Below are 26,377 nucleotides of genomic sequence, written 5' to 3' on the forward strand. Positions count from 1 at the left end.
CACTCAGCGTGTCGGATAGCTGACCCCGTCGGAGCGGCCGGTGACCGTCGCTGGTACCACGGCTGCATGATGCGACGGCTGGCCGCGCTCACGGTGGCGGCGACGATGAGCACAGTGCTGGTCACGGTCGAGCCGGCGGCGGCCGTGCCGCCCGGCGGGTCGGCGGGCACGGACATCTCCCACAACCTGACCTTCAGCGGTGCCCCCGGGTTCGCCAACGACGTCGTGGTGACGAAGTCCGGCACGACCGTGACGATCGACGACATCTATCCGATCAGCGTTTCCGGCGACTGTACGCACCCCGTGCCGGGCGACGACACGGTCGCGCAGTGCACGGTGTCGATGTCGCCCGACATCCACGTCGAGCCGGGCGACTGGAGCGACCGGGTCACGGTGATCGGCGGCGGCTCGGTGCACTGGCTCATCGGTGCCGGCGACGGCAACGACACCGTCGACCTCACCGGCGTGACCGTCTCCGGCTCCAACGTGGCCGCCGGCAACGGCAACGACACCGTCACGTCCAGCACGCACGGCGAGCAGATCGACGGCGGCGCCGGCACCGACACGGTCAGCTACGCACAGCACCCCGGACCCGTCACCGTCGACCTGAGCACCGGCGACGGCGGCCCCGAGCACGACGGTCTCGCCGCCGTCGAGGCGGTCGTCGGCAGTCCCGGCGACGACACGCTCACCGGCGACGCCGGGGCCAACACGCTGAGCGGCGGCGACGGCGACGACCTGATCAGCGGGGGCGGCGGCAACGACACGCTCCTCGGCGGCGACGGCGCCGACACGATGTACGGCGGCACCGGCGTCGACACGGTCAGCTACGGCGACCACGCGGTCCCGGTCACCGCCAGCCTGGACGGCCTGGCCAACGACGGCGCGCCCGGCGAGGGCGACCTCATCGGCTCCGCCGTGGAGAACCTCACCGGCGGCTTCGCCGACGACGTCCTGTACGGCAACGACTCGGCGAACGTCCTGCGCGGCGACCCGAGCGGCAACTGGCTGCCCATCACCGGCGGTGACGACACCATCTACCCGCTCGGCGGCAACGACGTCTCGTACGGCCTCGGCGGCGACGACACGATCACCGACGGCGACGGCGCCGACACCATCTACGGCGGGTACGGCGCCGACGACCTCCACGGCGGCGCCGGCGGCGACACCATCCACGGCGACCAGGGCGCCGACACGCTGTCCGGCGGCTCCGGCTACGACGCCCTCGACGGCGGCGCCGACATCGACTGGTGCCACGCCGACACCGGCGGCGCCAGCAAGACCGCCTGCGAGTTCCCGGGCCAGCTCCCCTGACCTTCCGCGCCGGCCCCGCATCCCGCAGAATTTCCGGGCGGCGGGCACAACCGATCCGGTGGTTGCTGCGATCCAGGAGGTGAGCGGGGAGGGAGCCGGATGCGGGCCGACGAGGAGCACGCCTACGTGCAGTACGTGAGCGACAGGGTGCTCGCGCTGCGCAGGACCGCCTACCATCTGTGCGGGGACTGGCACGAGGCGCACGATCTGGTGCAGGCGACCTGCATCAAGCTGTACCGGCACTGGGGCAGGATCAGCGCCGCGGACTCGCCGGACGCGTATGTGCGGCAGGTGCTCGTGAACGTGTACCTGCAGCAGCGCGGCACGTGGTGGGCGCGCAACGTGCGGCTGTTCACCGACGCCGAGCCCGATCCGGCGCCGGTGGTGCCGGCGCTGGAGCACCGGGTCGACCTGCACGCGGCGCTCGCCAAGCTGGCGCCGGGGCAGCGGGCGGTGCTGGTGCTGCGGTACTGGGAGGGGCTCGACGTCGCGGAGACCGCACGGGTCCTCGGCTGCTCGACCGGCACGGTGAAGAGCCAGACGTCCTACGCCCTCGCGGCGCTGCGCCGCCTCATGCCCGACTACGCCTGGGAGGCGCGGTGAGCGAGCAGCTGTTCCGGTCGGTGCCGCTCGACGAGCCGCCGCTGCCGCCGCAGTACGTCGACACCCTCGTCGCGCGGGGGCGCAGGTCCGTGCGGCGCCGCCGGGTCGCCGCGGTGATCGCCGTCGTGGCCGTGCTCGCCGCCGGTCTCGGGCTGCTGCCGCTCGTGCGGCCGGTCGCCGTCGTGCCGGCCACGCCGGGGGCGACGCCGTCGCTGCCCGACCACATCGCGCCGTACTCGTCGCTGACCAGCACCGTCAGCCGCTCCCCCGGCGGGCGGGCCGTCATGCTGTACCAGTTCGGCAACGGCGAGCTGTTCAACCAGTTCCAGCCGCTCGCGCTCGGCGCCGACCGGGACACCTACCGGCAGCTGGACGCGGCCGAAGGGCGCCGCGGCATCCGGCCCTGGCTGCTGTCGCCGGACGGGACGACCGCCGTCCTCACCGACGACCGGATCGCCGTCGACGCGCTGACCCTCGTCGACCTGCCCACCGGACGCCGGCGGGCGGTCCCGCTGCCCGCGCCGACGGGTGCGGTGCCGCTCGCGTTCTCCCCCGACGGGCGGACCCTGGCGTACTCGGCGGTGCCGATGCCGATGGGCGACCCGTACAGCGACACCCTCGGCGAGTCCCGCCGGACCGGCGTGCTGACCCTGGTGGACCTCCCCACCGGCCGGCACCGCACGCTGAGCGGCGTGACCCCGGTCTTCGCCGCGTCGTTCGCGCCCGACGGGCAGCGGATCGCGGTCCAGACCGGGCCCCAGGTCGAGATCGTCGACCTCGACGGCACGGCGGCGCGGACCGTCGACCTGCCCGTCGAGCACGTCCTCACCATGAACGCCGCCTGGTCGCCGGACGGCCGGCTCCTCGCCGCGACCGGCGCCACGACCTCCAGCGGCGGCGACGGGGTCACGCACTACCACCGGCGGATCGTCTTCGCCGACGCCACCGGGAGCGGGCCGGTGCCGGAGCCGATCGCGGCCGAGGAGATGCTCGGGTGGCGGTCAGGCGACCGGATCGTCGCGCTGGTCTCCGCCGGCGAGGGCCCCGGTGAGCTGCGGGACGTGCCGCTGGGCGGCGGGCTGCCCGGCACGCTGCTGAGCCGGTTCGACGCCGGGCAGAGCTGCGAGTACGGGACGCAGACGTGCCACGCGTACGAGATCCGCATGGCGACCGGGCTGCTGCCGTCGCTGGTGGTGCGCCGCGCCGACCCGGACCGCGGACCGTGGCCCGGATGGTTCACCGTGACCACCGCCGGCGGCAGCGTGTTCCTGGTCGTCGTGGTGTTCCTGCTGTACCGCCGGATCACCCGCCGGCGAGGGGCAGGTGCGTCCCGGGGAGACGCTGAAACGGAATGAGGCCCTCGACCCGGTCGGGGCTCAGCTGGAGCACCTGGTCGGCGTCGACGGCCACCGCGAGGAGCATCGCGGTCGGCGTGGGGTCGACGCCGTCGACGAGCACGACCGGGATCTTCCCCGCGTCGATCATCTCCGCGATCGCCGCCGTCTCGTGCGGGTGCGGCGGCGTCTCGGCGGTGACGGCCAGCACGGTGTGCGCCGGCAGGTGCCGGCGCAGGCCCGCGACGAGCTGAAACCCGATGCCCGTGCCGCCGTCCCGGCAGACGACCGCCACCTCGTGCCGGGTCGCGAGGGTCGCGAGGACGGCGGTGACGTCGCCGAGGTACGCACGGACCTGTGGCCCCTCCAGCGCCACGATCGTCATGGCGGCCTGCGACGCGTCGTCGGCCTGTGCCGCGACCTCGGCCGGCGCGGGGAAGGCGACGGCGGCGCCGATCCAGGCGCGCCGGGCCCGCAGGCTGCTAGCGCCGCTGACCGCGGCGGCGGCGAGCAGGATCAGCCCGATCGCGTAGGAGCCGTTGATGTCGTGCACGATGTTGAGCAGCAGCGCCGGGAAGAGCCCGACCCCGCTGCCGACGGCACCGATCACGCCCGTGATGGTGCCGGCCTGGGCGGGCGGCGCGGTGCGCCCGATGAGCGCCAGCACGCTGCCGAACGCGGTGCCCAGCGCGACCGCGACACCCCCGAGGGCCGGGCCCGCGACCCAGGCGAGGGGCAGCTCGAACGCCAGGATCACCAGCAGCCCGGCGAGGGCGGTGAAGCAGGTGCCGATCACGGCGGTGGGGGCGCGCCGCCGGCACAGCCAGCCGCCGAACGGCCCGGCCACCGCGCCGAGACCGACCGCGCCGGCCGCGAACAGCATGGCCACGGTCCAGCCGACGCCGTACGTGTGGTGCAGGTACGCCGGCAGGTACACGTCGAGGGCGACGAGGCCGCCGCACGAGACGCCGTACCAGACGGAGAGATAGCGGGTGACCGGCCGGCGCACCAGGGCGGGAACGGCCGACCAGGCGCCCCCCGGCCGCCGCCCGGCGGTGGGCCGGTCGCGCAGCACGACGGCGGCCAGCCCGGCGTGGCCGAGCAGCGCACACGTGAGGATCAGCAGGCCGTGCTCCCGGTCGATGGCGACCGTGGCCCGCACGGCGACCCCGGCCGTGGCGGCGAGGCACATGCCCGCGGCGAGAAGGCTCAACGCGGGCGCGCGGCGGCCGGGCGCGACGGCTCGCACGAGGGCGGCCGCGGCGGCGGGCAGGCCCGCACCCCCGACGCCGAGGGCGCACGCCACGACGATCAGCGCCGCGAGCCCGTCGACCACGGCCAGGGCGGCCGCCGCGACGGCCGCGGCGAGGCTCACCGCCGGCAGCACGATCCTGGCACCGAACCGGTCGGTCAGCACCCCCGCCGGGACCCGCAGCAGCACGCCGACGACGAGCGGCACGCTGCCGAGCAGGGCCCAGGCGCCCGCGTCGAGCCCGAAGCGGTAACCGAGCTGCGGGCCGAGCGGGCCGATCAGCATCCACGCCCAGTAATGCAAGATGTAGCCCGTGACGGCCACGGCCAGCGTGACGCCGGCCCTGCGCGCCGGCGCCGCCCTGCCCGGCGGATCGACCCGCCGCATCAGCATCGTGCCATCAGCCCCGCACCCCCACGTAACGCTCGACCGGCCCACCTCGTCTGCTGGACCTCACTCCTCAACGACCTGAGGACGTAGCCGGTTACGCGTGCCCGGGCGAGGTCCCGCGCACGGGTGCACCGCGGCGGCGGTCGTATCCTCGACCCATGATCGGAACGCTGGACGTCGTGGTCCTGGACACCGCCGACCACCGCGGCCTGGCCGCGTTCTACGCCGAGCTCACGGGCTGGGAGCAGACCTACGCCGACGACGACTGGGTGTCGCTGCGCGCGAACGACGGATGGAAGGTCGGCTTCCAGCTCGCCCCCGACCACCGCCCGCCGCTGTGGCCCGGCCAGGAGCGCCCGCAGCAGGCGCACCTGGACCTCCGCGTCCCCGCACTCGAGCCCGCCCTCGAGCGGGTGCTGGCGCTGGGCGGCACCCTGCTGCGCCGCAACGACCGCTGGATCACCGTCGCGGATCCGGCCGGCCACCCGTTCGACCTCTGCTGGCAGCCCGGCAACGACGGCGTGACCCTGCTCGGCCCGGTCGTGGACTGCGCGGATCCGTGGGGCCTCAGCCAGTTCTACACCGCCCTGCTCGGCAAGCCCCTGACCCACAACGACGACGAATTCGCGCAGATCGGCGACAACGGCGACCGCCCCGTCCTCTTCCAGCGCGTCGACGGCTACACCCCGCCGCGCTGGCCGGACCCGGCCCACCCGCAGCAGCTCCACCTCGACGTGCTGGTCGACGACCTGGACGAGGCCGAGGCGGCGACCCTGGCCCTGGGCGCGACCCGGCTCCAGGCCGGCGGCGACACCTTCCGCGTCTTCCTCGACCCGGTCGGCAAGCCCTTCTGCCTCTGCTCCCAGCCCGGCTGACCCACCCCGGCGCCGGCCCGCGGCGCCGCTACGCCACTGCGGGCGGGTCCGCCGCGGCGCGACGGCGGCGGCGGAGCAGGCCGGCGATGCCGTCGACGACGATGAACGCGGCGAGGGTGACGCCGAACGTCGGCAGGGCCCAGCCGATCGCGCCGGTGACCACGATGCCCGCCGCCCCCGTCCTCAAGTCACCAAGAAGACCGACGCCACCGCATCCGCCGCACCGGTCACCGCCGCGCAGGACGCCGCCGACACCGCCGCCGACGGCCAGACCGACGGCACCCCGATCACGCTCGGCATCGCCGGCCTCCTCGCCGGGCTCGCGGGGCTGTTCGCCGCGGTGGTCGCCTACCGCCGCGCGGGCGCCTGATCGAGGCTGCGCAGGATCGCGGCCTCGGCGGCGTCCCACGTCTCGGTGTGGTGCAGCCACGGCGGCGGCGGGGCCGGCTGCGGGCCGAACAGGAACCGGTGCGGCACGATGCCGCGCAGCGCCTCGTGCACGTCGAGCTTGTCGTCGACGAAGTGGGTGATGCCCAGCTCCGCGCAGTGCACGGCCTTCTCGGGCCGCCGCAGGCAGAACCGGAGGTGTTCGCGGGGGATGCCGGTGCGGGCCGCGAACGCGTGATGGTCGAGCCACTGTCGCGTGTGGCGCTGCACCCGCTCGCCGCACTTGGAGACCAGCCACACCTGCTCGAAGCGCGGCACGAGACGGGCGAGGGCCTCCAACGCGCCGGGCACCGCCGGCGTGGCCAGCATCCTGGCGGTGTCGCCGCTGAAGAACTGGGTGTCGCCGCCGCCCGGGGCGGCCCCGCCGATGATGACCCGGCCGATGTCGACGCCGAGCCTGCTGCCTGCTGTGTTCATGTGGTTCAGCGTCGCCGCCGCGGTACTAGCGCGGAACTATTCTTGTCCGCGCGGCTATAGTCTGAGGTTATGGCAGTGTCGCCGGACGCCCTCGCCGCGTTCGCGGTGTTCGCCGAGCACCTCAACTTCACCCGGGCGGCGGAGCGGCTGCGCATCTCCCAGCCCGCGCTGCACGTGAAGATCGGCAAGCTGGCGCGGGAGCTGGACCGGCCGCTGTACCACCGGGTGGGGCGGCGGCTGGTGCTCACGCCCGAAGGTGAGGCGGTGGCCCGGTTCGCCCGCGCGCACGACGAGCGGCTCGCGCAGTTCCTGGCCGAGTTCGCAGGTGCCGCGCCGCGCCGGCCGGTCGTGCTCGCCGCCGGTCAGGGCGCCTACCTGTACCTGCTGGGCGACACGATCCGGGCGGTGCTGGCCGAGGAGCCGACCCGGCTGCGCCTGATCAACTGCGACCACCGGCAGATGCTCGCCGCGGTGCGGACCGGGCAGGCGCACCTCGGGGTGAGCGTGCTGGACGTGCTGCCCGAGGACCTGACCGTGGCGGAGCTGGCGACGTTCCCGCAGATGCTGTTCGTGCCAGAAGGACACCGGCTGGCCCGGCGCAGGAGCGTCGGGCTGCGCGACCTGGACGGCGCCCGCATGGTCGTGCCACCGCAGCACCGGCCGCACCGGGTGCTGCTGGAGCAGGCGCTGCGGGCCGCCAGCGTCGGCTGGACGGTCGCGGTGGAGGCGGAGGGGTGGCCGCTGATCGCGCAGTTCGTCGCGCTCGGCGTGGGGCTGGCGGTCGTCAACGGCTGCGTGCCGCCGCCCGCGGGGGTCGCGGCCCGCCCGGTCCGGGACCTGCCGCCTATCACGTATCACCTGGTCCATCAACCGTCGGCGATGTCAGACCCGCGAATCACCGGTCTTGCGCAGCGCATTCTTGCCCGCGCCTGAAAATTTCACGGATCCGGATTCCTGCAACAAACCTGCACACCAGAACCCTTGTCGTGGAGGAAAGCGCTTTCCTAGTATCGGGTTCCGCCGATGCTTTGACACCCCCGTCGCATCACCCCCACGGAGGCTTCGCATGAGCCCACAGTCCCGAACACCCCGCCGCCTCGCACTCCGGGCCGGCGTGGCCGCGGCCGCCACCGCCATCGTCGGCACCGCGATCGGCGTCGCCCTGTCCACGCCGGAGGCGTCCGCGGCGACCGGCGGCGTCACCGGCTTCGCGACCCAGAACGGCGGGACCACCGGCGGCGCCGGCGGGCAGACGGTCCGGGCCACCACCGGCACCGCCATCCACGCCGCCCTGTGCAACCGCGCCAGCAGCAGCACCCCGATCATCATCCAGGTCGAGGGCACGATCAACCACGGCAACACGACCAAGGTCTCCGGCAGCAGCTGCAACACCGCCGAGGACAAGATCGAGCTCAAGGAGATCAGCAACGTCACCATCATCGGTGTCGGCGGCGGGGCGGTCTTCGACCAGCTCGGCATCCACATCCGCGACTCGAGCAACATCATCATCCAGAACGTGACGGTCAGGAACGTGAAGAAGTCCGGCTCGCCCACGTCCAACGGCGGCGACGCCATCGGCATGGAGAGCACCGTCCGCAACGTCTGGGTCGACCACGTGTCCCTGGAGGCGTCCGGCGGCGAGTCGGCGGGCTACGACGGCCTGTTCGACCTCAAGGACGACGTGCAGTACGTGACGCTGTCCTACAGCACCCTGAAGAACTCCGGCCGTGGCGGCCTCATCGGCTCCAGCGAGAGCGACCGGGGCAACAGCTACATCACGTTCCACCACAACTCGTACACGAACATCGACTCCCGCACGCCGCTGCTGCGCGGCGGCATCGCTCACATCTACAACAACTCCTACGTGAGCCTCAACGAGTCCGGCATCAACTCCCGGGCCGGCGCGCGGGCACGCATCGACAACAACTACTTCAAGAACTCCAAGGACGTCATCGGCACGTTCTACACCAGCGAGGCCGGCTACTGGCAGGTCGCGGGCAACATCTTCGACAACGTGACCTGGTCGCCGAAGGGCACCGACACCAACCCGGCGGGCCCGAACCCGACGTCCAACACCAGCGTCAGCATCCCGTACAGCTTCTCCCTCGACCCGGCCAGCTGCGTGCCGGACGTCGTGAGCCGCACCGCGGGCGCGAACAAGGGCCTGCAGGTCTCCAACGGCAGCTGCACGCCGACCAGCCCGACCGGCGGTCCGACCTCCGCCGGGCCGACCTCGTCGTCGCCGCGGCCGTCCTCCCCCGGCCCGTCCTCGCCGGGACCCACGCAGGGCGGCACGAACCTCAGCATCGGCGCCGGCTCCGACGGCTCCAGCAAGGCCGACGGCACCAGCTACGGCGACGTCCGCGACGGCAGCATGAGCACGTACTGGTCGCCGTCCGGCACGACCGGCTCCATCTCCATCAAGTGGGGCTCGGCCACCGCGATCTCGCGCATCAACATCCGCGAGGCGTCCGGCTCCACCGGCGTCATCCGCAACTGGCGCGTGCTCAACGGTGACACCGGCGCGGTCCTCGCCTCCGGCACCGGCGCGGGCGTCATCACCTTCACCCGCACCTCGCTGAAGAAGGTCACCTTCGAGATCACCAGCGCCACGGGCACCCCGAAGGTCGCCGAGTTCGAGACCTACGCCTGATCCGCGGGCACGGGCGGCGGGGCCGGATCCTCCGGCCCCGCCCGCTCGCGGAAGCGGTCAGAGCAGGCTCAGCTTGAACACCTCGAACGCGGCGGCGAACGTGACGCCGAGGCGGGTGCCCGTCTGCCGGGAGAAGCCCTCCAGGAACTCCTCCGCGTCGAAGTCGCCGGTGCCGAGACCGCGCAGGTAGGCCTCGTGCGCCTCCAGGGACCGCACGCCGAGATCGAACGTGGCGGTCGTGCCGGCGGCGTGCTTGGACAGCGGCGAGTTCGCCGCCCACACCTGCCGCACCCCGCCCCACCGCTCCAGCCCCTCGTCGATCTGCTCCCGGAACACCCACCGGTTCCCCGCGTCGCGCGCGGCGTCGAGGACCGCCCGGCCCGTGACGATGTGGTCCGACATGTTGAGCGCGTCGCCGGCCTCGTCCCAGCTGTCGCGGAAGTTGTTCGTGATGACGATGTCCGGCCGGTGCGTGCGGATCACCCGCGCCAGCTCGCGCCGCAGCGGCACACCGCCCTCCAGGACGCCGTCGGGCAGGCCCAGGAACTCCACCTGCGACACCCCGACGATCTGCGCGGACTCCCGCTGCTCCCGCTCCCGCAGCGGCCCGGCCTCCGCCGGGTCCATCCCGTCGATGCCGGCCTCGCCGCTGGTCAGCAGCACGTACGCCACCTCCTTGCCCTGACCGGTCCAGCGGGCGATCGCGGCGGCGGCGCCGAACTCCAGGTCGTCGGGGTGCGCGACGATCGCGAGGGCCCGCTGCCAGTCCTCGTCGACCGGCTGCAGCGGGTGCGGTGTGGCAGGCGTTTCAGTCATGCCTCCCATCTTGCTGCACGCCGCGCGCCGGTGCCGCCAGGTCCGCCCGGCCCCGGACAGGCCGGTTGAGCACGGCTTCCTCCGGCGGGTTGTCCCGTCGATCCGGACATGTCGATCATGTCGTAGGCTGCGTCCCGGTTGAAGGTCACCGTCCTGGGAGTCCGGCCCGTCAATGAACACCATCCGTCCGTCCGTGGCCCGCGTCGCCACGGCGTGCCGCACGCTGATCGACGCCCGCTGGTTCACCGTCGCCTCGTTCACGGTGATCGTCATCAACGCGGCGGTGCTCGGCCTGGAAACCTACGACGGTGCGCACCGCGCCGCCGCCGGCGTGCTCCGGGTCGTCGAGTACGGCTGCATCGTGTGCTTCGCGGTCGAGCTGCTGGTGCGGTTCGGCGCGCAGTTGCCGGCGCCGCGGGCGTTCTTCCGCGACGCCTGGAACCTCTTCGACCTGTTCATCCTGCTCTCGCCGCTGCTGCCGGGGGTGCGGGAGAACGTGACCGTGCTGCGCATGCTGCGCCTGGCCCGGATCGTGCGGACGTTCCGGCTCTTCCCGAGCCTGCGGGTGATCCTGGTGGGCATCCGGCGCAGCCTGCCCGGCCTCGGCAGCTTCCTGCTCGTCACCGTCCTGCTGCTGTACGGCTACGCCATGCTCGGCTGGATGATGTTCGCCGACGCCAACCCCGCCCGGTACGGCACCGTCGGGCAGGCGATGCTGACCCTGTTCCTGCTGCTGTCCCTCGACGGCATCACCGACACCCTGCAGACCGGCCGCGCCGTCACCGAGTGGGCGGTGCTGTACTACGTCTCCTACATGGTCGCCGCCTGCTTCCTGCTGACCAACCTCCTCGTCGGCGTCGTGCTCAACGCACTGCAGGACGCCCATCAGGAGGAGCGCGACACGGCGAACGCCACCCCCGCGCCTGCCGAAGACCCAGCCGAAGACCCCGCCGAAGACCCCGCCGATGACCCTGTCGGGCGGCCGGGAGACGCGACGGTCGCGGCGCAGCTGGCATCGTTGCGGGCGGCCGTCGACGCCCTCGAGCAGCACCTCGCCCGCCAGGCCGCGACGGATCCGGCCCGACCGGTGCCGCGCCAGCCATCGCCGGTCGGCGACGCATCTGGATGAGACCGTCCCGCGCGGGTCACTCGGCCGGGCGGGTGTAGCGGTGCTTGACCTGCGGCGGGAAGTACTCGGGGTCGCCGGCGGGGCGCAGCTCGACCCGCGGGGTCTGGTAGGCGGCCGGGACGTAGTTGGCGAACTCGCTGTTGAGCCTGCGCAGCTCGGCGCGGATCGCGCCGGCCAGCTGCCCGACTCTTGCGGGGTCGCCGGTCTCGCCCTGCGCGAGCTCCGCCACGACGGACAGGTGCCGCTCCTCGTCGCTGTCGGACAGGACCTGCAGGACGAACTTGCCCGTGACCCAGTCGCTGATGCCGTCGCGTTCCAGGGCGACGGTCACGTTCTCCGGGTAGATGTTGGCGCCGAAGTACGACACGGTGAACAGCGACCGGCCGAAGACCCACACGAACGGCAGCCGCGGGGCGGCGCCGGCGTCCAGGCCCTCCTCCGGGTCGAAGCCCAGGCCGGCGCAGTACGCGAGCATCGCCTCGTGCGACAGCAGGCCGCCCTCGTCGGCGATGTGGTAGCGGACCAGCGGGATCCCGCCGTCGCCGGTGAAGAGCAGCGTGCCCTCGTGGGTCTCGAAGTAGCGGGTCGCCGGGTCGTACTGCACGAGCGTCGGCAGCCGCGGGTCGCCGAACAGCGCGCGGGCGGCGTCGGGGCGGCCGGCGAGGAACCGCCGGATCGCCACGCTCAGCGGCGTCTCCGTGCCCAGGACGCCGGCGTCGGCGGTGCCGTACAGCGAGACCGAGTCCGACAGCGGGTCCGCCATCCCGGCCCTGGCGCCGACGAGCGTGCGCCACTCCTCGCTGAAGACCTCACCGGCGAGCAGCAGCTTGATCGCGTACGCGGGCCAGTCCACGCCCCGCTCCCGGCCGGCGTCCACGACGTTCTTCACGAACGGCGGGTACCCCGCGAGGACCACCTGCTCGAAGTGCGGCCCCAGCTCCTGGACGACCCGCAGGATCTCGTCGACGTTGTTGCCGGGCGTCGCCACCGTGACCGGGTAGCCCTTCGCCGCCAGGTGCCGGCAGGCGGCGGCGGTGTACATGCCGCCGACCCACGACCCGAGCGCGAAGCACACCACGACCAGCGTGCGCCGGCGGTCGGCCCGGAAGCTGCCGACCAGCGCCTGCTCGAACCGGCGGGCGACGACGAGCTCGTCCGGCACGGAGCGCGGCCACACGGTCGGTTGCCCCGACGACCCGGACGACACGGCGACCGTCTCGGCGCCGTCGAGCGTCCCGCCGCGGCACAGCTCCGGCAGCGGATACCGGCGGTGGTAGTCGGCCTTCGTCAGCAGCGGCACCCGCGCGAGGTCGCCCGCCGTGGCGATGCCGGCCGGGTCGACGCCGCGCTCCCGCAGGAACGACCGGTACGCGGGCACGCTCGCGGCGACGTCGTGGAACAGCCGCAGCGCCCGCTCGGCGCCGTCCTCCACCGCCGCCGCGCCCGGTGGTGCCTCGTAGAACTCGCGCAGGCCCGCGAGGACCCGCTGCGCCCTGTCATCCACTGTCCGCACTCCGTCCGCTTCAGGCCCGGCCGATTGTATTGGCGGGCGCGGCGATCTTTGGGCAGACTCGACGCCGTGCGGGCGGCGCGGCGGGGCGGTGTGTACCTCTTGGGTGCGTTGCTGTCCGCGGTCGGCACCGTGCTCGCGCTGCCGCTGCTGTGCGTGCCGCGGCTCGCCCGGTGGTGGGCGGCCTGGCACCGCGACCGCGCCCGGCGGCTGCTCGACCCGGCGTCTGGGGCGCGGCCCACGCTGCGGGCGGCGTGGGCGCACGCGGCGACGGGCCGGACGGCCGGCGCCCTGCTGTGGCTGCCGGTGCACGCGGTCACCGGCGTGGCGTTCGGGCTGCCGGCGCTGCTGTGCGTGGGCAACATCGTGGTCGCGCTGATCGCGACGCCGCTGTGGTGGGCGTTTCCGTTCGTGGAGCGGCCGCGGCTGTTCATCGACGTCCCGGTGACCGGGTGGGCGACGGCGCTGACCCTCGGGCCGCTGCAGATCGTGCTGCTCGCCGCGCTGGCCTTCGTGGCCTTCCCGCCGGTCGCCCGCGCGCACGCCCGGATCTGCGTGGCGGTGCTGGCGCGCCGGGCCGGCGAGGAGCTCGCCGAGCGGGTCGCCGTGCTGACCCGGACCAGGGCGGACGTGCTCGACGCGCACGGCGCGGAGCTGCGCCGGATCGAGCGGGACCTGCACGACGGCACCCAGGCCCGGCTCGTCGCCATCGCGATGCGGCTGGCCGTGGCCCGGCAGGCGTTCGCCGAGTCGCCGCGGGACGAGCAGTTCGTGGAGGGGCTGCTCCGGGACGCGCACGAGGGCACCGAGGAGGCGATGGCCGAGCTGCGTGAGGTGATCCGGTCGGTGTACCCGCCGATCCTCGCCGACCGGGGGCTCGACGGCGCCCTGACCGCCGTGGTCACCCGCTGCGGCGTGCCGACCCGGCTGGAGATCGGTGAGTTCGAGCGGGTCCCGGCGGCCGTGGAGGCCGTCGTGTACTTCGCCGTCGCCGAGGCGCTCACCAACGTCGCCAAGCACAGCGGCGCGACCGCGGCCCGGGTACGGGTCGGCCGCGCCGCGGACCGGCTGTCGGTGGTGGTCACCGACGACGGTGCCGGCGGCGCCGACGAGCGGCGGGGCACCGGACTCGCCGGGATCCGCCGCCGGGTGCTCGCGCTGGACGGCGCCGTCGACGTCGACAGCCCGGCCGGCGGGCCGACGACCGTGACCGTGGAGCTGCCGTGCGGGTGGTGATCGCCGAGGACAACGTGCTGCTGTCCACCGGGCTGGAGCTGCTGCTCGGCCGGGCCGGCTTCCAGATCGCGGCCGTCGCGCAGGACGCGGACGGGTTCCTCGCCGCCGTGCGGGAGCACCGGCCCGACGTGACGATCGTCGACGTCCGGCTGCCGCCGACGTTCCGCGACGAAGGAATCCGGGCCGCCCTGCAGGCCCGGCGGGAGCACCCCGGGCTGCCGGTGCTGGTGCTGTCGCAGTACGTGGAGCAGCAGTACGCCGCGGAGCTGCTCGCCACCGCCGGCGGTGGGGTCGGCTACCTCCTCAAGGACCGGGTCAGCCGGGTCGACGGGTTCGTCGACGCGCTGCGCCGGGTCGCCGACGGCGGCAGCGCGATGGACCCCGAGGTCATCGCCCAGCTGGTGCAGCGCGCCGGCGACCCGCTCGCCGCCCTCACGCCCCGCGAACGCGAGGTGCTCGGGCTGATGGCGCAGGGCCTCGACAACACCGCCATCGGCGCCCGGCTCGTCATCACGGACAACGCCGTGCACAAGCACATCGGCAACATCTTCGCCAAACTCGGCCTCGCCGTCACCGACAGCGGCCACCGCCGCGTCCTGGCCGTCCTCGCCTACCTCAACGCCGCCGGCCGCTGAGCGACGACGGCCGAGGCCTTCGCTCGCGAGCGGCGACGGCCGAGGCGTTCACGAGCGGGCGCCGATCGCGTCGACCGGCGCCGGCCGCATCGCGATCCGGGTCGCCGTCATGATCGCCGCCCAGCCGAGCAGCGCCGCGACGGCCACGATCCCGGCGTACATCGGCGGCGGCACCGACGGGATCGGCGTCCTGGTCAGCGCGAAGCTCGTGCCGACCAGCGACGGGAGCGCGGCCAGCGACCCGATGACCACGGCGGCCACGACGACGATCCTCGTCTCGCCGCGCATCATCGCGCGCACCTGCCCGGGGCTCGCGCCGACCAGCCGCAGCAGCGCGAACTCGCGGAAGCGCGCGGCGGTCGCCATCACCAGCGTGTTCACCACCGCGATCGCGAGGTAGCCGAGGAGCACCGCGTTGAGGACGAGGCCGACCACCGACTCGCCGGCGGTGGCGTCCTGTTGCGCGGCCACGAACGAGTCCCGGTCGCTGACCCGGACCGTCGGTAGGTCCCGGACGGCGGACCGCAGCGCGTCACCGACCGCCCGGGCGTCGGTGCCCGGCGCCGCCGCGACCAGCACCGCGAAGTCCAGCCGGTCCGTGGTGTGCGCCAGGACGAGGTCGTGCGGCAGGGTGACGTCGCCGAGGCCGAGGCCGCGCTCGTAGATCGCCACGACCGTCGGGGTGACCGGCGTGCCGTCGCCGAGCCGGAGGTCGACGGTGCCGCCGAGCGTCGCGCCGAGGGTGCCCGCGGCGATACGGCTCAACGCCACCGTGTCGCCCCGCAGGTCCGCGACGTCGCCCTCGAGCACGCCGAGGTCCAGGGTCGCCGCGAGCCGGTCGCCGGTGACCCCTTGCGTGGCGTAGCTGCGGATCTGCCGGTCGTCGCCGGAGCCGAAGAGGGCGAGGGTCCGCGTGCGCACGAGCGGGGTCACCGCCGCGACGCCCGGCACGTCCCGCAGCGAGTCGGCGACCTCGGGCGACACCCCCGCGGAGGTCGCGGTGACGACGTAGCCGGCGCGCAGCCCGTCACCGGCCTGCTCCAGGGCGGCCGCGCCCGCGGTCGTGCCGCTGAAGAGCTGCCCGGCCGCGAGGGTGACGCCGATGATCAGCGGGGTGGTCGCCGCGGCGAGCCGCCGGGAGTTGGCGCGGGCGTTGGCGGTCGCGAGGAACCCGCTGACGCCCGACCCGCGGTGCAGCCAGGGGCTCAGGACGCGGACGGCGCCGGTGAGCAGCCGCGGCCCGAGCAGCCCGACGGCGAAGACGAGCAGGAACGCCGAGAACGCGGCGCCCTCGGCGGCGCCCTCGCCGGGCACCCGCAGCGGCGGCACGATCGCCATGGCGAGGCCTGCGGGGACGAGCAGCAGGCCGGCGGCCAACCGGATCCGGCCGAGTCTCGCCGGCTCCGCGGCGGCCTCGCCGAGCGCGTCGACCGGCCTGAGCCTGGCCGCGCGCCGGGCCGCGATCCAGCCGCCGAGGCGGGCACCGATCAGGCACAGCACCGTCGCGGCCAGCAGCGGCAGCGGGCCGATCGACAGCTCGAAGTCGTCCGGCACCGCACCGGCGAGGGCGAAGACGCCGCGCAGGAGGAAGGCGAGCCCGATGCCCGGGACCACGCCGAGCACCGCGCCGAGCGCGCCCACCAGCACGGTCTCCGCGGCGATCATGCGCAGCACCTGTTTCGGGGTGGCGCCGATCGCCCGCAGGAGGGCCAGTTCCCGCAGCCGCTGCCGTACGGACAGCGCGAGGGTGCTCCCGACGACGACCATGATCACCACGACCATGCTGCCGCCGAAGGCGAACGACAGTTCGGTGATGAACGACCGCGTCGCGCCGACGTCGAGGAACTCGGCCTCGCCGCGGTCCCTCCCCGCGTAGACGACCACATCCGGGACCGCGTCCTTGACGGCGCGAGCGAGGTCGTCGACGCCGGGAGCGGCCAGCACGCCGATCACGGCCACCCGGTCCGGCCGGCCGGTCAGCTCCATGGCCCGCTCGTCGGTGAAGTACACCGCGGGCCGCCGGCTCCCCGGCGGCACCGCGACGCCGGTCACCCGGTAGGTGGTCGTGTTCGAGCCGACCGCGAGCCGGACGTCCGCGCCGGCGGCGACGCCGGCCCGCTCGGCCAGCGCTGCGTCCAGCACCACGTCCCGCGGCCCGGCCGGCGGCCGCCCGGCGCTGATCGTGACCGGGCCGAGCACGGCGGATCCCCAGCCGTGCCCCAGCACGGGCCGCCCACCCGCCCCGTCGGCCGTCCCATCGGCCGTCACGAGGCTCACCGGGACGCTCACGTCGGCGATCGCCGCCCGTACACCTGGAACCCGCGCGACCTCAGCGACCTTGGCGGCCGGCAGGGTGGCCCGCTCAGCGAACCGCGGGTCGACGTCGTCGGCCATCGGCAGCGCCTGCGGGGCACCCACCACGAGGTCGGCGGCCCGGTAGCGTTCGGTGGGAGCCCCCGAGCGCTCGCTGCTCTCCAGCAGGATCCCGCACGCCGTGATCACCGCCGAACCGAACACCACCGCCACGAACGCGGCCACGAACCCGCCCTTGCGGTCCCTGATGGTGCTCCCTGCCAGCCACACAGCCAGCCACAGCATTCGCCGTTTCACGCGTCCCCCAGGTGGGTCAGCCGCTGCGCGATCCGCTCCGCGGACGGCCGGTGCAGCTCGCCGGCCAGCCTCCCGTCGGCGAGGAACACGACGGTGTCGGCCCGCGCCGCGGCGACCGGGTCGTGCGTGACCATCAGCACCGTCTGGCCGAGCTCGTCGACGATCCTCCTGAGCAGATCCAGGACCTGGCGGCCGCTGCGGCTGTCCAGCGCGCCGGTCGGCTCGTCGGCGCACACCAGATCCGGCCCGGTGATCAGCGCCCGGGCGACCGCCACCCGCTGCTGCTGGCCGCCGGAGAGGCTGCCCGGCCGCCGGTCGTGGTGCTCGGCGAGCCCGACCGCGGCGAGGACGCCCGCCAGCCGCCCGCGGTCGACCGGCTTCCCGGCCAGCCGCAGCGGCAGCGTGACGTTGTCCGCCACGCTCAGCGCGCCGAGCAGGTTGTACGCCTGGAACACGAACCCGATCCGGTCCCGCCGCAGCTGCGTCAGCTCGGTCTCGGACCGGCCGGACAGCTCCGTGTCGCCCAGCAGCACCCGCCCCGACGTCGGGCGGTCCAGCCCCGCCGCGCAGTTGAGCAGCGTGCTCTTGCCGGACCCGGACGGCCCCATGACCGCGGTGAACGTCCCGCGCGCGAACCCGGCCGTCACCCCGTCGAGCGCGCGCACCGCGTGCTTGCCCGACCCGTACGCCTTCGACACCGCATCGAGGCGCACCGCACAGTTGGATCTCATGCCGTCCGAGGCTAGGCACGGCGGCGACCAGGACCGATACCCCGCGCCACCGCATCCGTGGTACAGCGGGCTGTAGTGCCGCTGAGGCGTGAGTCGGGTGACATCGTCCGCGGCGGGGGTCGGCTCGTAAGGTGATGGGATGTCTGGAAGTGGTCTTCACCAGAAGCTGGCGGAGGCGCGGTCGGGGATCCTGCTGTTCAGCCTGACACCGCCGCGGCGCAGCGAGAGCGATGAACGGGTCAAGGAGATCGCCGCGGTGACGCTCGACCGGCTCGCCGGGCTCGACGTCGACGGCCTCATCCTGTACGACATCGACGACGAGTCGGACCGCAACCCCGACGAGCGGCCGTTCCCGTACCTGCCGACGATGGACCCGGCCGTGTTCCACGCGCAGCACCTCGGCGGCTGGGACAAGCCGACGATCATCTACCGCTGCGTCGGCAAGTACCACGAGGACGACCTCGCCGACTGGCTGCGGCACGCCGACCCGAGCCGGGTCCTCAGCGTCTTCGTCGGCGCGTCGTCGGGCGACAAGTCGGTGCGCACCGACATGCGCCGCGCCCAGGCCGTTCGGCAGGAGGTCCGTCCCGACCTGCCGCTGGGTGCGGTGGTCATCGGCGAGCGGCACACCCGCGGCGGCGACGAGCACCTGCGCATGCTGGCCAAGCAGGAGCGCGGCTGCTCGTTCTTCGTCTCGCAGGTCGTGTACCACGTGAACGACACCAAGAACCTGCTCTCCGACTACTTCTACGCGTGCCAGGAACGGGGGACGGCGCCGCGGACCGTCGTCTTCACGCTGTCGCTGTGCGGGTCGCTCAAGACGCTCGAGTTCGTCCGCTGGCTGGGCGTCGACGTGCCCCGCTGGCTGCAGAACTCGATCCGCTACTCCGACGACCCGCTCGCCGAGTCCTACCGGCAGGCCATGGCGATCGCCCGGGACCTCGCCGACTTCTGCGAGCACCTCGGCATGCCGTACGGCTTCAACGTCGAGAGCGTCTCGATCCGCCGCGCCGAGATCGAGGCCACCATCCGGCTGGCGGCCGACGTCGCGGCGCTGCTGCGGGAGCGCCGTTGACCGCTGAAGGCGACGGGCAGCGCCTCGCCGGCGGGTTCGACAACGGCGCGGTCCGCGTGGGCGACACCGTCCGGCGGGCCGCGGGGGCGTGGACGCCGGCCGTACACCTGCTGCTGCGGCATCTGGAGTCCGCCGGGTTCGACCGTGCGCCACGCGCGCTCGGCGTCGACGACCAGGGCCGAGAGGTGCTGTCGTTCCTGCCCGGCACGGTCGTCGGCGCGCAGCGGCCGTGGCCGGACTGGGTGCACAGCGACGACGCGCTGCGCCAGGTGGCCACCTGGCTGCGCGACTACCACGCCGCCGTCGCGACGTTCGTGCCGCCGGACGGCGCGGTCTGGCGCGACGGGAGCGTCTGGCGGCCCGGGCTCGTCATCGCGCACAACGACGCCGCGCCGTACAACGCGGTCTGGTCCGGCGGGCGGCTGGCCGGGTTCTTCGACTGGGACCTCGCCGCGCCCGCCACGGTCGAGGAGGACCTGGCGTCGGTCGCGTTCGGGTGGGTGCCGCTGCACGCGCGGCACGTGGTGGCGGCGGAGGGGTTCACGGCGTTCGCCGACCGGCCGCGCCGGCTGCGGCTGTTCCTCGACGCGTACGGGTGGCCCGGCCCGGCCGGCGACTTCGTCGGCGTCGTGCGCCGGCGGGTCCTCGCCATGGCGACGGAGGTCCGTCGCGCCGCGGCGGCCGGCGACGCCACGTTCGTGCGGATGCTGGCACACGGCACCGACGCGACGCTTGAGACGGCGGCCGCCGAGCTCGCCGCGTTCTGATACTGGTTCTAGACCGTCAGGAGCCGGTCCAGCAGCTGGTGGTACCGCAGGACCGTGTCGCGCATGCCCTCGGTGCTGTCCGAGGACCGGGCGCCGGCGCGTTCGAGCTGGTCCTCGCGCTCGTGGACGCTGGCGGACAGGGCCTGCATCGCCTCGTCGACCAGCTGGCGCGCCTCGGTGACGCTGCCGCGGGGGTCCTCGACGAAGTGGGTCTGCACGTCGTGCCAGCGGTGCCGGAACTCGTCGGCCTTGCCGGTGTCCCAGATGCTCAGGTCGCGGACGCCTTCCGGCGCGGCGGCGGTGGTGGTCTGCGGCGCTGCCGGCTCGCCCGCGCTCGTGGTGGTCGTCTGCGGCGCGGCCGGCTCGCCCGCGCTCGTGGTGGTCGTTGGTGGCGGCGTCGCGGGCGGCGTCTGGAACGCCCCGGGTGGCTGCGGCGCCTGGCCCCCACCGACGGGAGCGTTGTCGTCTCGGATCACGGTCGCGCCTCCTTGCATCCCTGCGTCTCAGCGGTTCCCTGTGGTTCCCTGTGTCTCAGCCGTGCCTGTGTCTCAGCCGTGCCTTTGTCTCAGCCGTGCCCGGGGATCGGCCGGCCGCCGCCCGAGGGGTCGCCGAGCAGCTCGGCGAACAGCAGGCGGTAGTGCATCAGCGCCTGGCGGAGCTGCTCCGTCGACGCCTGCCCACGCTCGTTCACCTGATTGATCTCGTGGGCCTCGCGGTAGTGGCCGAGCGTCTCGGCGTGGTCGACGCTGAGGTCCTGGACCCGGACGTCGAAGTCCCCGGTCGGGTATCCGCGCTCGTGCATCACCTTCGTCACCAGGTCGTCGGCCTCGCGGGTGGCCGCCTCCGGCTCCTCCACGAAGTGGGCCTGCATGCGCTCCCATTGCTCCGCGTACCGCTGCCGCTGCTGAGGATCGAGCTCCCTGAGTTCCAGCTCGTCGTGGCGGCGCTGGCGCTGCTGCAGGTCGCGCTCGGCCGCGCGGCGGCTCGACTGCTCGCCGATCGCCCGGTCGTACTCGGGCCCGAACTGCTGCTTGAGCTCATTGGTGCGACGGTGCCGGCTGTAGCTGACCGCGATGAGCGCGATGACGAGCACGACGATGATGGCGACGAGCAGGACTGCGGTTGAGGACATCACGAATCCCTTCCGAGGTAGCCACGTCCGACGCTACTGCGACGCGGGACGGCTCGGCCTCACCCTCTCGCCGGCGGCTTGTGTGGGCCCGGCCTGGGCGGGTAGTGCGCCGGCATGAAGGCTCACTCTGATGCCTGGAGGTCGGCGGTCACCGTCGTCCAGGAGGCGACACCGCCGTGGATCCCGGCCGACGCGCACGAGATGACTGTCATGGTGGAGTTCCCGCCGGGAGACCCCGGCACGCCCCCGCACCGGCACCCCGGGCCCGCGTTCGGTTTCGTCCTCGAGGGCGAGATGCTGTTCGAGCTGCAGGGCTCGCCGCCGCGGGTGGTCAAGGCCGGGGAGGCGTTCTGGGAGCCGGGCGGCGACGTCATCCACTTCCGGGACGGCAACAACCGCGACGACGTCCCGCTCCGCTTCATCGTCACCATGTTCTGCGCCCCCGGCGAGCCGATGCTGACGCTCGTCGACGAGGCCGAGCTCCGAACGCTGTCCAGGGAGTCCCAGCTCTGAACGCCTTGTAGGAACGCCTTGTAGGGAGGACATCATGCACATCGCTGTGATCGGCGGCACCGGCCGCATCGGCTCACGGGTCGTCGACATCCTCACCTCGCGTGGCCACCGGGCCGTGCCGCACGCCCTGTCCACCGGTCTCGACCTGTTCACCGGCCGGGGCGTCACCGAAGGCCTGCGCGGCGCCGACGTCGTGATCAACGTGACCAGCTCGCCGACGTTCGACGACAGGGCGGCGGCGTTCTTCCGCACCACGATGGACAACCTGCTGCGGGCGGCCGTCGCCGAGGACGTCGGCCACACGGTCCTGCTGTCGATCGTCGGCATCGACCGCGTGCCCAACCTCGCCTACTACCGGGCGAAGATCACGCAGGAGGACATCCTGAAGTCCGCCCCGGTGCCGTACTCCATCATCCGCGCCACCCAGTTCTTCGAGTTCATCGACACGGTGATGTCGTGGACCTCCGACGAGCACGCCGTGCGCCTGCCGGCCACCCCGATCCAGCCGATCGCCGCCGACGACGTGGCCCGCGCCGTCGCCGACGTCAGCGTCGGAGCGCCGTTGCGGGGCACCCGGGAGGTCGCCGGCCCCGACGTCTTCTCCCTCGACGCGCTGGGCCGTCTCGCCCTCGCCGCCCACCACGACCCTCGCCCGGTCATCACGGACAGTTCGGCGGGCCTGTTCGCCGCCGTCCCGGGCGACGCCCTCATCCCCCGCCCCGGCGTCGTCATCGCCCCGACCCGCTTCGAGGACTGGTCCGCCCGCGTACCTGTCCGCTGAACCGCTGCCAGAACACCGCGTCCAGCTCCCGCTCGACCACCGCGCGCGCTTCCACCGGCACGCGCACGAGGTCGACGGCCTCAGCGACGCGCCCCTGCCGGACGAGCCGGACCGCCACCCGCGTGCCGGTCTCGTCCGGTCAGGCCGCGGGCTCGCCGAGGAACTGGGCGAGGCGGGCGTAGCTGTCGCCGCCGTGGCCCGCGGCGACGGCTCGGTCGACGATGCGCTGGACGGCGCGCAGCGGGGCGGCGTCGATGCCGCGGGCCGTGGCGGCGTCGGCGACGTGGGCCATCGCGGAGCCGGCGGACGCGATGCTGGAGATGTCGGCGGGGAAGCGGCCCTCGGTCAGCTGGTCGGCGAAGCGGTCGGCCATGCCGGGCAGCATGGCGCCGATGCCCCTGGCGAAGCGCGCGAACGCGGCCGGCTCGATGCCCTCCGCCATGGCCAGCGCGAACGCGTGCGCGAGCCCGCCGACCGACATGGCGAACACGTCGAGCAGCGCCATCTCGTAGGCCGCCGCCACGCCGGCGTCCTCACCGAGGTGGACACCCGTCCCGCCGAAGGCTTCCAGGGTGCGGCGGTTTCGCTCGTAAGAGCGGCGGGCGCCACTGTAGAGCACCGTCGCGGCGGGTGTCCCGATCGTCGGCGCCGGCGTGAGGATCGCCCCGTCGAGGTAGTCGATGCCGTGCTGCCCGGCCCAGTCCGCCATGGCGCGCGCCTGCGCTGCGGGTCCGCTGCTCAGGTTGACGAGGGTGCCCCCGAAGCGGTCCCGTACGGGCGCCACACACGCCCGGACGGCGGAGTAGTCGAGCAGGCATGCGACGGTGACCCTGGCCCCGGCCACCGCGTCGCCGGCCGACGGCGCGAGCACCGCACCCTGCTCGACGAGCGGCGCCGCGCGCTGCGGCGTCCGGTTCCAGACCACTGTGGAGCGGCCGGCGGCGAGCGCCGCCGCGGCGAGCGCCCGGCCCATCGGACCGAGCCCGAGAATCGCGATGTCGGTGTCTGTCACGCCGCCGACCGTAAACGTTCACGTTGACGTGAAGGTCAAGTCCTGATGCAGTGCAGGGCATGCGGATCAGCGAGCTCGCCCGCCGGACCGGCACCACGCCGAGAGCCCTGCGCTACTACGAGGAGCAGGGCCTGCTGCACCCCACCCGCCGCGCGAGCGGCTACCGCGACTACGACCGGCGGGCGATCCACACCGTCGGGCACATCCAGCTCCTGCTCTCCGCCGGCCTGGGCACGACCGTGATCGCCGAGATCCTGCCCTGCGTCCCGGACGACACGACCGTGCTCGCTCCAACCTGCCCTGAGCTGCTCGACGGGCTCGCCGAGGAGCGCGCCCGGATCACCCGGTCCATCGAGAAGCTCGCCGCCGCCCGCGCCATCCTGGACCGCCTGATCCAGGGCCCCTGACGGGTGCGTGCGGCGCGATCGGGGACTGTCGCGCGTGAGGGGCCGTCCTCTACGTTGGTCCGTGATGGAACTGATCCTCAAGGCGATCGACGTGGACGGCCGGCATGCGTGGCGGTGGCTGTTGACCGACGCCGCCGGCAACGTGCTCGGCGATCACACCGTCAGGGTCGACCGGTCGGCCTGGCAGGCCGCCGGAATGGACGACCTGCACCGGTTGGTGCGCCACGGGAGCGGGGGCGGGTCCGCGGTCCTCGACGGGTTCGGGGAGTGGCTGGGCCGGGAGGTGCTCGGGGAAGGCATCGGCCGGGCGATCGTGGCCGCGCGGCCCGCCACCGTGTGGGTCGAGGCGGCGCCGCCGGTCGATCCAGGGCCGCTCGAGTTGGCGCACGTCGCCGGTGTACCGCTGGCCGCCCGCGGCGACATCGCGCTGGTCTTCCGGGCAGCGGGCGCCGGGCAGGACAAGCGGCCGGTCGGGGCGCGGCTGCGGATGCTGGCGGTGTTCGGCCAGCCGACCGCGACCACGGCGCTCGCGCTGCGGCACGAGCGGTTCGCGCTGAGCCGGCTCGTCCGCCGGCTGGCGGCGCACGAGCGCAAGGCGATCGACCTGGAGGTGCTGCAGTACGGCGCGACCCGCCAGGAGCTGATCAACAAGATGTGGCTGCGCCAGGGGCCGGACGTCCTGCACATCTCGGCGCACGGCACCGCGGGCGGCCTGGTGCTGGAGTCCGAGACCGGCGGCCGTGACCTCGTCGGCACCGACGATCTCGTCGAGCTGCTGCGCCCGGGCAAGAACCAGCTGAAGCTGGTGGTGCTGTCGGCCTGCGAGTCGGGCGCCGGCCTGGCGGAGGCGGCGGCCTGGGCCGGCCTGGCCGGTGGCCCGGACGACCCGGACGGTGGCCCTTCCGGCCGGGACCTCGCCGGGTGGGGTCTGCCGGGTCCGGGGCCCGGCGGCCTGGAGCGCGGCCCGGTCCGGTGGGCCGGCAGCAGCCTGGCGCACGTGATCGCGCGCGAGCTCGGCGCCGCGGTGCTGGCCATGCGGTTCCCGGTGAGCGACGAGTACGCCATCGCGCTGGCCCGCGAGGTGTACACCGGGCTGTTCACGTTCGAGCTGCCCGTGGCCGCCGCGGTCGCCCGGGCGGTGCCGGCGGCGGGCACGACGCCGACGCCCGACCGGCCCGCGATCTCGATCGCCGTCCCGACGCTGCACGGCGCGGCGACCGCCACGCTGCCGCTGGTGCCGCCGGCCGCCGGGCCCGTGCTCGACCCGGCGCAGGCGCCGATGGCGGGGTTCCCGGCCGAGCCGGAGTCCTTCGTGGGCCGCACCGCGGTGCTGATCTCCGCCGGCCGGGCCCTGTCCGCGGGCAGCGGGTTCACGACGGTGCTGCTCGACGGCGAAGCGGGCGTCGGCAAGACCGCGTGCGCCCTGGAGCTCGCCTACGGCCGCCACGACACGTTCGCCGCCTCCGCGTACTGGGCCGCGCCGCCGCCGGACGGGTTCGCCGGCGCGCTCCTCGGCCTGGCCCGGTCGCTGGAGCGCCAGCTGCAGCCGTACGGGTTCGCCATGGCCGAGGCGGTCGAGTCGGTCGCCGGCCTGCACGCGTTCCTGCCGCAGCTGGCCAAGCTCCTCGCGGACCGTGGCCTGCTGATCGTGCTGGACGGCCTGGAGAGCCTGCTCACCCCGGAAGGCCGCTGGCGCGACCCGCGCTGGGCGGACCTGATCGGCGCGCTCACCGGGCACCGCGGCGAGTCGCGGGCGATCCTGACCAGCCGGGTCGCCCCGGTCGATCTCCAGCGTCCCGACGTGTGCCGGCACCGGCTCCTGGGCCTCGACCTGATCGAGTCGCTGCAGCTGATGCGCGAGCTGCCCGGCCTGAGCGGGCTGCTGCCGGCCCGCTCAGGCGAGCACCGGTCCGGGCAGGCGGGTCCCGGCGGCGACCGGGCCCGGTGCCGCAGGATCCTTGACACCACGCGTGGCATCCCGCAGCTGATCATGCAGGCCGAGGCGAAGCTCGCCATCGGCGTCCCCGCCGGCCCCTGGGAACCCATCGCGCCGCCGCCCGACGAGCCGGAGCCGGCCCCACCATGGATGCCGCCCGTGGAGCCACCGCCGGCGCAGCCCCGCACCTACACACCGCCGCCCGTAGACCCGCCGCCGACCTCAGACCCGCCGCCGCACACAAACACACCGCCGTACACGAGCACGCCACCGCAGACGAGCCCGCCGCCGTACACGAGCACGCCGCCGTACGGGTACGCGCTGCCGTTGCCGGACGAGGCGCCGCCGATGCCCGCGGCGCCGCAGTCACCGGCCGCGCCGCCGGCCGCGTTGATCGATGCCGTCGTCGCGGCCCGTACCGGCGCGATCGCGGGCATGCAGGTCGCGCCCGCTGCCCGCAGCCGCCTCGAACGGACGATCCGCAGCACGGCGGGCGTCGCCGACCGCGAGCAGACCCTGGCGGTCGGCCGGCTGCCGGTCGGCGCGGGGCTGCTCCTCACCGACGCGGCGCTGTACTGGCTGGACAAGGACCGCGGCTCGGTGGTGATCGCGGTCCCCTATCGGGCGTTCCCCGGGCGCACGTTCCGCTCCGTCGCCAGCATCGCCGGGGCGCCACCCACCCACGTCGACCTCGGCGACGGCATCCCCCGCTCGGCCGGCGGCGCGGCGGCCGACCTGATGGACCTGCTGAGCGCCATGCAGGCGGAGCTGCGCGCCACGTCCTGACGCCGCCCGGCGCCGC

Annotated in this window: 25 protein-coding genes; 15 read left to right on the forward strand and 10 right to left on the reverse strand. The window is 74.1% G+C overall.

Features of this window, described 5'->3' with window-relative positions:
• Positions 1–66: 66 nt before the first annotated feature.
• The 3 genes from ACQEVZ_RS48670 (at position 67) to ACQEVZ_RS48680 (ending at position 3,272) form a co-directional block, all read left to right on the forward strand.
• The gene (locus tag ACQEVZ_RS48670; RefSeq protein WP_433381501.1) at positions 67–1,314 is read left to right on the forward strand and encodes a calcium-binding protein; all 1,248 of its coding nucleotides are present in this window, start codon (positions 67–69) and stop codon (positions 1,312–1,314) included.
• 99 nt (positions 1,315–1,413) lie between these two features.
• Positions 1,414–1,917, forward strand: coding sequence for a SigE family RNA polymerase sigma factor (locus ACQEVZ_RS48675; protein WP_433381504.1), 504 nt, complete (start codon positions 1,414–1,416; stop codon positions 1,915–1,917).
• On the forward strand, positions 1,914–3,272 hold the full coding sequence (locus ACQEVZ_RS48680) for a WD40 repeat domain-containing protein (protein ID WP_433381507.1): 1,359 nt from the start codon (positions 1,914–1,916) through the stop codon (positions 3,270–3,272). Before ACQEVZ_RS48675 ends, ACQEVZ_RS48680 begins: the two co-directional genes overlap by 4 nt.
• Here ACQEVZ_RS48680 and ACQEVZ_RS48685 read toward each other — a convergent pair.
• Complete coding sequence (locus ACQEVZ_RS48685; RefSeq protein ID WP_433381510.1) at positions 3,220–4,896, reverse strand: MFS transporter; 1,677 nt, start codon at positions 4,894–4,896, stop codon at positions 3,220–3,222. The genes ACQEVZ_RS48680 and ACQEVZ_RS48685 overlap by 53 nt on opposite strands.
• Positions 4,897–5,051: 155 nt before the next feature.
• Between ACQEVZ_RS48685 and ACQEVZ_RS48690 the strand changes: the two genes are divergently transcribed.
• On the forward strand, positions 5,052–5,768 hold the full coding sequence (locus ACQEVZ_RS48690; protein ID WP_433381513.1) for a VOC family protein: 717 nt from the start codon (positions 5,052–5,054) through the stop codon (positions 5,766–5,768).
• Between the two features lie 28 nt (positions 5,769–5,796).
• On the opposite strand, the gene ACQEVZ_RS48695 is transcribed toward ACQEVZ_RS48690, so the two are convergent.
• Both ACQEVZ_RS48695 and ACQEVZ_RS48700 read right to left on the reverse strand, forming a co-directional pair.
• Positions 5,797–5,955: a hypothetical protein gene (locus ACQEVZ_RS48695; RefSeq protein ID WP_433381516.1), complete on the reverse strand. Its 159-nt coding sequence runs from the start codon at positions 5,953–5,955 to the stop codon at positions 5,797–5,799.
• Between the two features lie 161 nt (positions 5,956–6,116).
• Positions 6,117–6,632, reverse strand: coding sequence for a hypothetical protein (locus ACQEVZ_RS48700; protein ID WP_433381519.1), 516 nt, complete (start codon positions 6,630–6,632; stop codon positions 6,117–6,119).
• 69 nt (positions 6,633–6,701) lie between these two features.
• On the opposite strand from ACQEVZ_RS48700, the gene ACQEVZ_RS48705 reads away from it, so the two are divergent.
• Entirely contained in the window at positions 6,702–7,565 is an 864-nt protein-coding gene (locus tag ACQEVZ_RS48705; RefSeq protein WP_433381522.1) for a LysR family transcriptional regulator, read from the forward strand.
• Between the two features lie 133 nt (positions 7,566–7,698).
• A complete protein-coding gene (locus tag ACQEVZ_RS48710) occupies positions 7,699–9,285 on the forward strand; it encodes a pectate lyase family protein (RefSeq protein ID WP_344499946.1) in 1,587 nt (528 codons plus the stop codon).
• A gap of 57 nt (positions 9,286–9,342) precedes the next feature.
• Here the strand turns inward: ACQEVZ_RS48710 and ACQEVZ_RS48715 are convergent, their stop codons facing one another.
• Positions 9,343–10,101 (reverse strand): PIG-L deacetylase family protein, encoded by a 759-nt coding sequence (locus tag ACQEVZ_RS48715; RefSeq protein WP_433381526.1) that lies wholly within the window; start codon positions 10,099–10,101, stop codon positions 9,343–9,345.
• A gap of 172 nt (positions 10,102–10,273) precedes the next feature.
• On the opposite strand from ACQEVZ_RS48715, the gene ACQEVZ_RS48720 reads away from it, so the two are divergent.
• Positions 10,274–11,230 (forward strand): ion transporter, encoded by a 957-nt coding sequence (locus ACQEVZ_RS48720; protein WP_433381529.1) that lies wholly within the window; start codon positions 10,274–10,276, stop codon positions 11,228–11,230.
• A gap of 16 nt (positions 11,231–11,246) precedes the next feature.
• Here ACQEVZ_RS48720 and ACQEVZ_RS48725 read toward each other — a convergent pair whose 3' ends face one another.
• Positions 11,247–12,734 (reverse strand): phenylacetate--CoA ligase family protein, encoded by a 1,488-nt coding sequence (locus ACQEVZ_RS48725; RefSeq protein ID WP_433381532.1) that lies wholly within the window; start codon positions 12,732–12,734, stop codon positions 11,247–11,249.
• A 99-nt stretch (positions 12,735–12,833) separates the two neighbouring features.
• Between ACQEVZ_RS48725 and ACQEVZ_RS48730 the strand changes: the two genes are divergently transcribed.
• Together ACQEVZ_RS48730 and ACQEVZ_RS48735 are read left to right on the forward strand one after the other, a co-directional pair.
• The gene (locus tag ACQEVZ_RS48730) at positions 12,834–13,976 is read left to right on the forward strand and encodes a histidine kinase (RefSeq protein WP_433381535.1); all 1,143 of its coding nucleotides are present in this window, start codon (positions 12,834–12,836) and stop codon (positions 13,974–13,976) included.
• A complete protein-coding gene (locus tag ACQEVZ_RS48735) occupies positions 13,964–14,611 on the forward strand; it encodes a response regulator transcription factor (RefSeq protein ID WP_344499938.1) in 648 nt (215 codons plus the stop codon). Before ACQEVZ_RS48730 ends, ACQEVZ_RS48735 begins: the two co-directional genes overlap by 13 nt.
• Positions 14,612–14,659: 48 nt before the next feature.
• Here the strand turns inward: ACQEVZ_RS48735 and ACQEVZ_RS48740 are convergent, their stop codons facing one another.
• The gene (locus ACQEVZ_RS48740) at positions 14,660–17,209 is read right to left on the reverse strand and encodes an FtsX-like permease family protein (protein WP_433381539.1); all 2,550 of its coding nucleotides are present in this window, start codon (positions 17,207–17,209) and stop codon (positions 14,660–14,662) included.
• Between the two features lie 8 nt (positions 17,210–17,217).
• Positions 17,218–17,952, reverse strand: a complete 735-nt coding sequence (locus tag ACQEVZ_RS48745; RefSeq protein ID WP_433381542.1) for an ABC transporter ATP-binding protein — start codon at positions 17,950–17,952, stop codon at positions 17,218–17,220.
• Between the two features lie 139 nt (positions 17,953–18,091).
• Here ACQEVZ_RS48745 and ACQEVZ_RS48750 point away from each other — a divergent pair, with 139 nt between their 5' ends.
• The gene (locus ACQEVZ_RS48750) at positions 18,092–19,027 is read left to right on the forward strand and encodes a methylenetetrahydrofolate reductase (protein WP_433381545.1); all 936 of its coding nucleotides are present in this window, start codon (positions 18,092–18,094) and stop codon (positions 19,025–19,027) included.
• Entirely contained in the window at positions 19,024–19,794 is a 771-nt protein-coding gene (locus tag ACQEVZ_RS48755; protein WP_433381548.1) for a phosphotransferase, read from the forward strand. Before ACQEVZ_RS48750 ends, ACQEVZ_RS48755 begins: the two co-directional genes overlap by 4 nt.
• 8 nt (positions 19,795–19,802) lie before the next feature.
• Here the strand turns inward: ACQEVZ_RS48755 and ACQEVZ_RS48760 are convergent, their stop codons facing one another.
• On the reverse strand, positions 19,803–20,270 hold the full coding sequence (locus tag ACQEVZ_RS48760; protein WP_433381551.1) for a hypothetical protein: 468 nt from the start codon (positions 20,268–20,270) through the stop codon (positions 19,803–19,805).
• A gap of 89 nt (positions 20,271–20,359) precedes the next feature.
• Entirely contained in the window at positions 20,360–20,926 is a 567-nt protein-coding gene (locus ACQEVZ_RS48765; RefSeq protein ID WP_433381554.1) for a hypothetical protein, read from the reverse strand.
• Between the two features lie 114 nt (positions 20,927–21,040).
• Between ACQEVZ_RS48765 and ACQEVZ_RS48770 the strand changes: the two genes are divergently transcribed.
• Positions 21,041–21,439 carry a cupin domain-containing protein gene (locus tag ACQEVZ_RS48770; protein ID WP_344499924.1) on the forward strand — a complete coding sequence of 133 codons (399 nt, stop codon included), beginning with the start codon at positions 21,041–21,043 and terminating at the stop codon, positions 21,437–21,439.
• A 34-nt stretch (positions 21,440–21,473) separates the two neighbouring features.
• Positions 21,474–22,220 carry an SDR family oxidoreductase gene (locus ACQEVZ_RS48775; RefSeq protein ID WP_344499922.1) on the forward strand — a complete coding sequence of 249 codons (747 nt, stop codon included), beginning with the start codon at positions 21,474–21,476 and terminating at the stop codon, positions 22,218–22,220.
• A 139-nt stretch (positions 22,221–22,359) separates the two neighbouring features.
• Here ACQEVZ_RS48775 and ACQEVZ_RS48780 read toward each other — a convergent pair whose 3' ends face one another.
• Positions 22,360–23,232 carry an NAD(P)-dependent oxidoreductase gene (locus ACQEVZ_RS48780; protein ID WP_433381559.1) on the reverse strand — a complete coding sequence of 291 codons (873 nt, stop codon included), beginning with the start codon at positions 23,230–23,232 and terminating at the stop codon, positions 22,360–22,362.
• 59 nt (positions 23,233–23,291) lie between these two features.
• Here ACQEVZ_RS48780 and ACQEVZ_RS48785 point away from each other — a divergent pair, with 59 nt between their 5' ends.
• Together ACQEVZ_RS48785 and ACQEVZ_RS48790 are read left to right on the forward strand one after the other, a co-directional pair.
• A complete protein-coding gene (locus tag ACQEVZ_RS48785) occupies positions 23,292–23,639 on the forward strand; it encodes a MerR family transcriptional regulator (protein ID WP_433381562.1) in 348 nt (115 codons plus the stop codon).
• A 64-nt stretch (positions 23,640–23,703) separates the two neighbouring features.
• Entirely contained in the window at positions 23,704–26,361 is a 2,658-nt protein-coding gene (locus tag ACQEVZ_RS48790) for a CHAT domain-containing protein (RefSeq protein ID WP_433381565.1), read from the forward strand.
• Positions 26,362–26,377 lie beyond the last annotated feature (16 nt).

Source organism: Dactylosporangium sp. CA-152071 (assembly GCF_050936335.1).
In the GTDB taxonomy this organism is placed as follows: Bacteria; Actinomycetota; Actinomycetes; order Mycobacteriales; family Micromonosporaceae; genus Dactylosporangium; species Dactylosporangium maewongense.

Coding starts and splice junctions, on each gene's coding strand:
- ACQEVZ_RS48710 (WP_344499946.1), top strand. CDS start 7,699: ATGAGCCCACAGTCCCGAACACCCCGCCGCCTCGCACTCCGGGCCGGC.
- ACQEVZ_RS48790 (WP_433381565.1), top strand. CDS start 23,704: ATGGAACTGATCCTCAAGGCGATCGACGTGGACGGCCGGCATGCGTGG.
- ACQEVZ_RS48700 (WP_433381519.1), bottom strand. CDS start 6,632: ATGAACACAGCAGGCAGCAGGCTCGGCGTCGACATCGGCCGGGTCATC.
- ACQEVZ_RS48705 (WP_433381522.1), top strand. CDS start 6,702: ATGGCAGTGTCGCCGGACGCCCTCGCCGCGTTCGCGGTGTTCGCCGAG.
- ACQEVZ_RS48685 (WP_433381510.1), bottom strand. CDS start 4,896: ATGCTGATGCGGCGGGTCGATCCGCCGGGCAGGGCGGCGCCGGCGCGC.
- ACQEVZ_RS48690 (WP_433381513.1), top strand. CDS start 5,052: ATGATCGGAACGCTGGACGTCGTGGTCCTGGACACCGCCGACCACCGC.
- ACQEVZ_RS48785 (WP_433381562.1), top strand. CDS start 23,292: ATGCGGATCAGCGAGCTCGCCCGCCGGACCGGCACCACGCCGAGAGCC.
- ACQEVZ_RS48770 (WP_344499924.1), top strand. CDS start 21,041: ATGAAGGCTCACTCTGATGCCTGGAGGTCGGCGGTCACCGTCGTCCAG.
- ACQEVZ_RS48775 (WP_344499922.1), top strand. CDS start 21,474: ATGCACATCGCTGTGATCGGCGGCACCGGCCGCATCGGCTCACGGGTC.
- ACQEVZ_RS48715 (WP_433381526.1), bottom strand. CDS start 10,101: ATGACTGAAACGCCTGCCACACCGCACCCGCTGCAGCCGGTCGACGAG.
- ACQEVZ_RS48745 (WP_433381542.1), bottom strand. CDS start 17,952: ATGAGATCCAACTGTGCGGTGCGCCTCGATGCGGTGTCGAAGGCGTAC.
- ACQEVZ_RS48765 (WP_433381554.1), bottom strand. CDS start 20,926: ATGTCCTCAACCGCAGTCCTGCTCGTCGCCATCATCGTCGTGCTCGTC.
- ACQEVZ_RS48670 (WP_433381501.1), top strand. CDS start 67: ATGATGCGACGGCTGGCCGCGCTCACGGTGGCGGCGACGATGAGCACA.
- ACQEVZ_RS48750 (WP_433381545.1), top strand. CDS start 18,092: ATGTCTGGAAGTGGTCTTCACCAGAAGCTGGCGGAGGCGCGGTCGGGG.
- ACQEVZ_RS48675 (WP_433381504.1), top strand. CDS start 1,414: ATGCGGGCCGACGAGGAGCACGCCTACGTGCAGTACGTGAGCGACAGG.
- ACQEVZ_RS48740 (WP_433381539.1), bottom strand. CDS start 17,209: ATGCTGTGGCTGGCTGTGTGGCTGGCAGGGAGCACCATCAGGGACCGC.
- ACQEVZ_RS48720 (WP_433381529.1), top strand. CDS start 10,274: ATGAACACCATCCGTCCGTCCGTGGCCCGCGTCGCCACGGCGTGCCGC.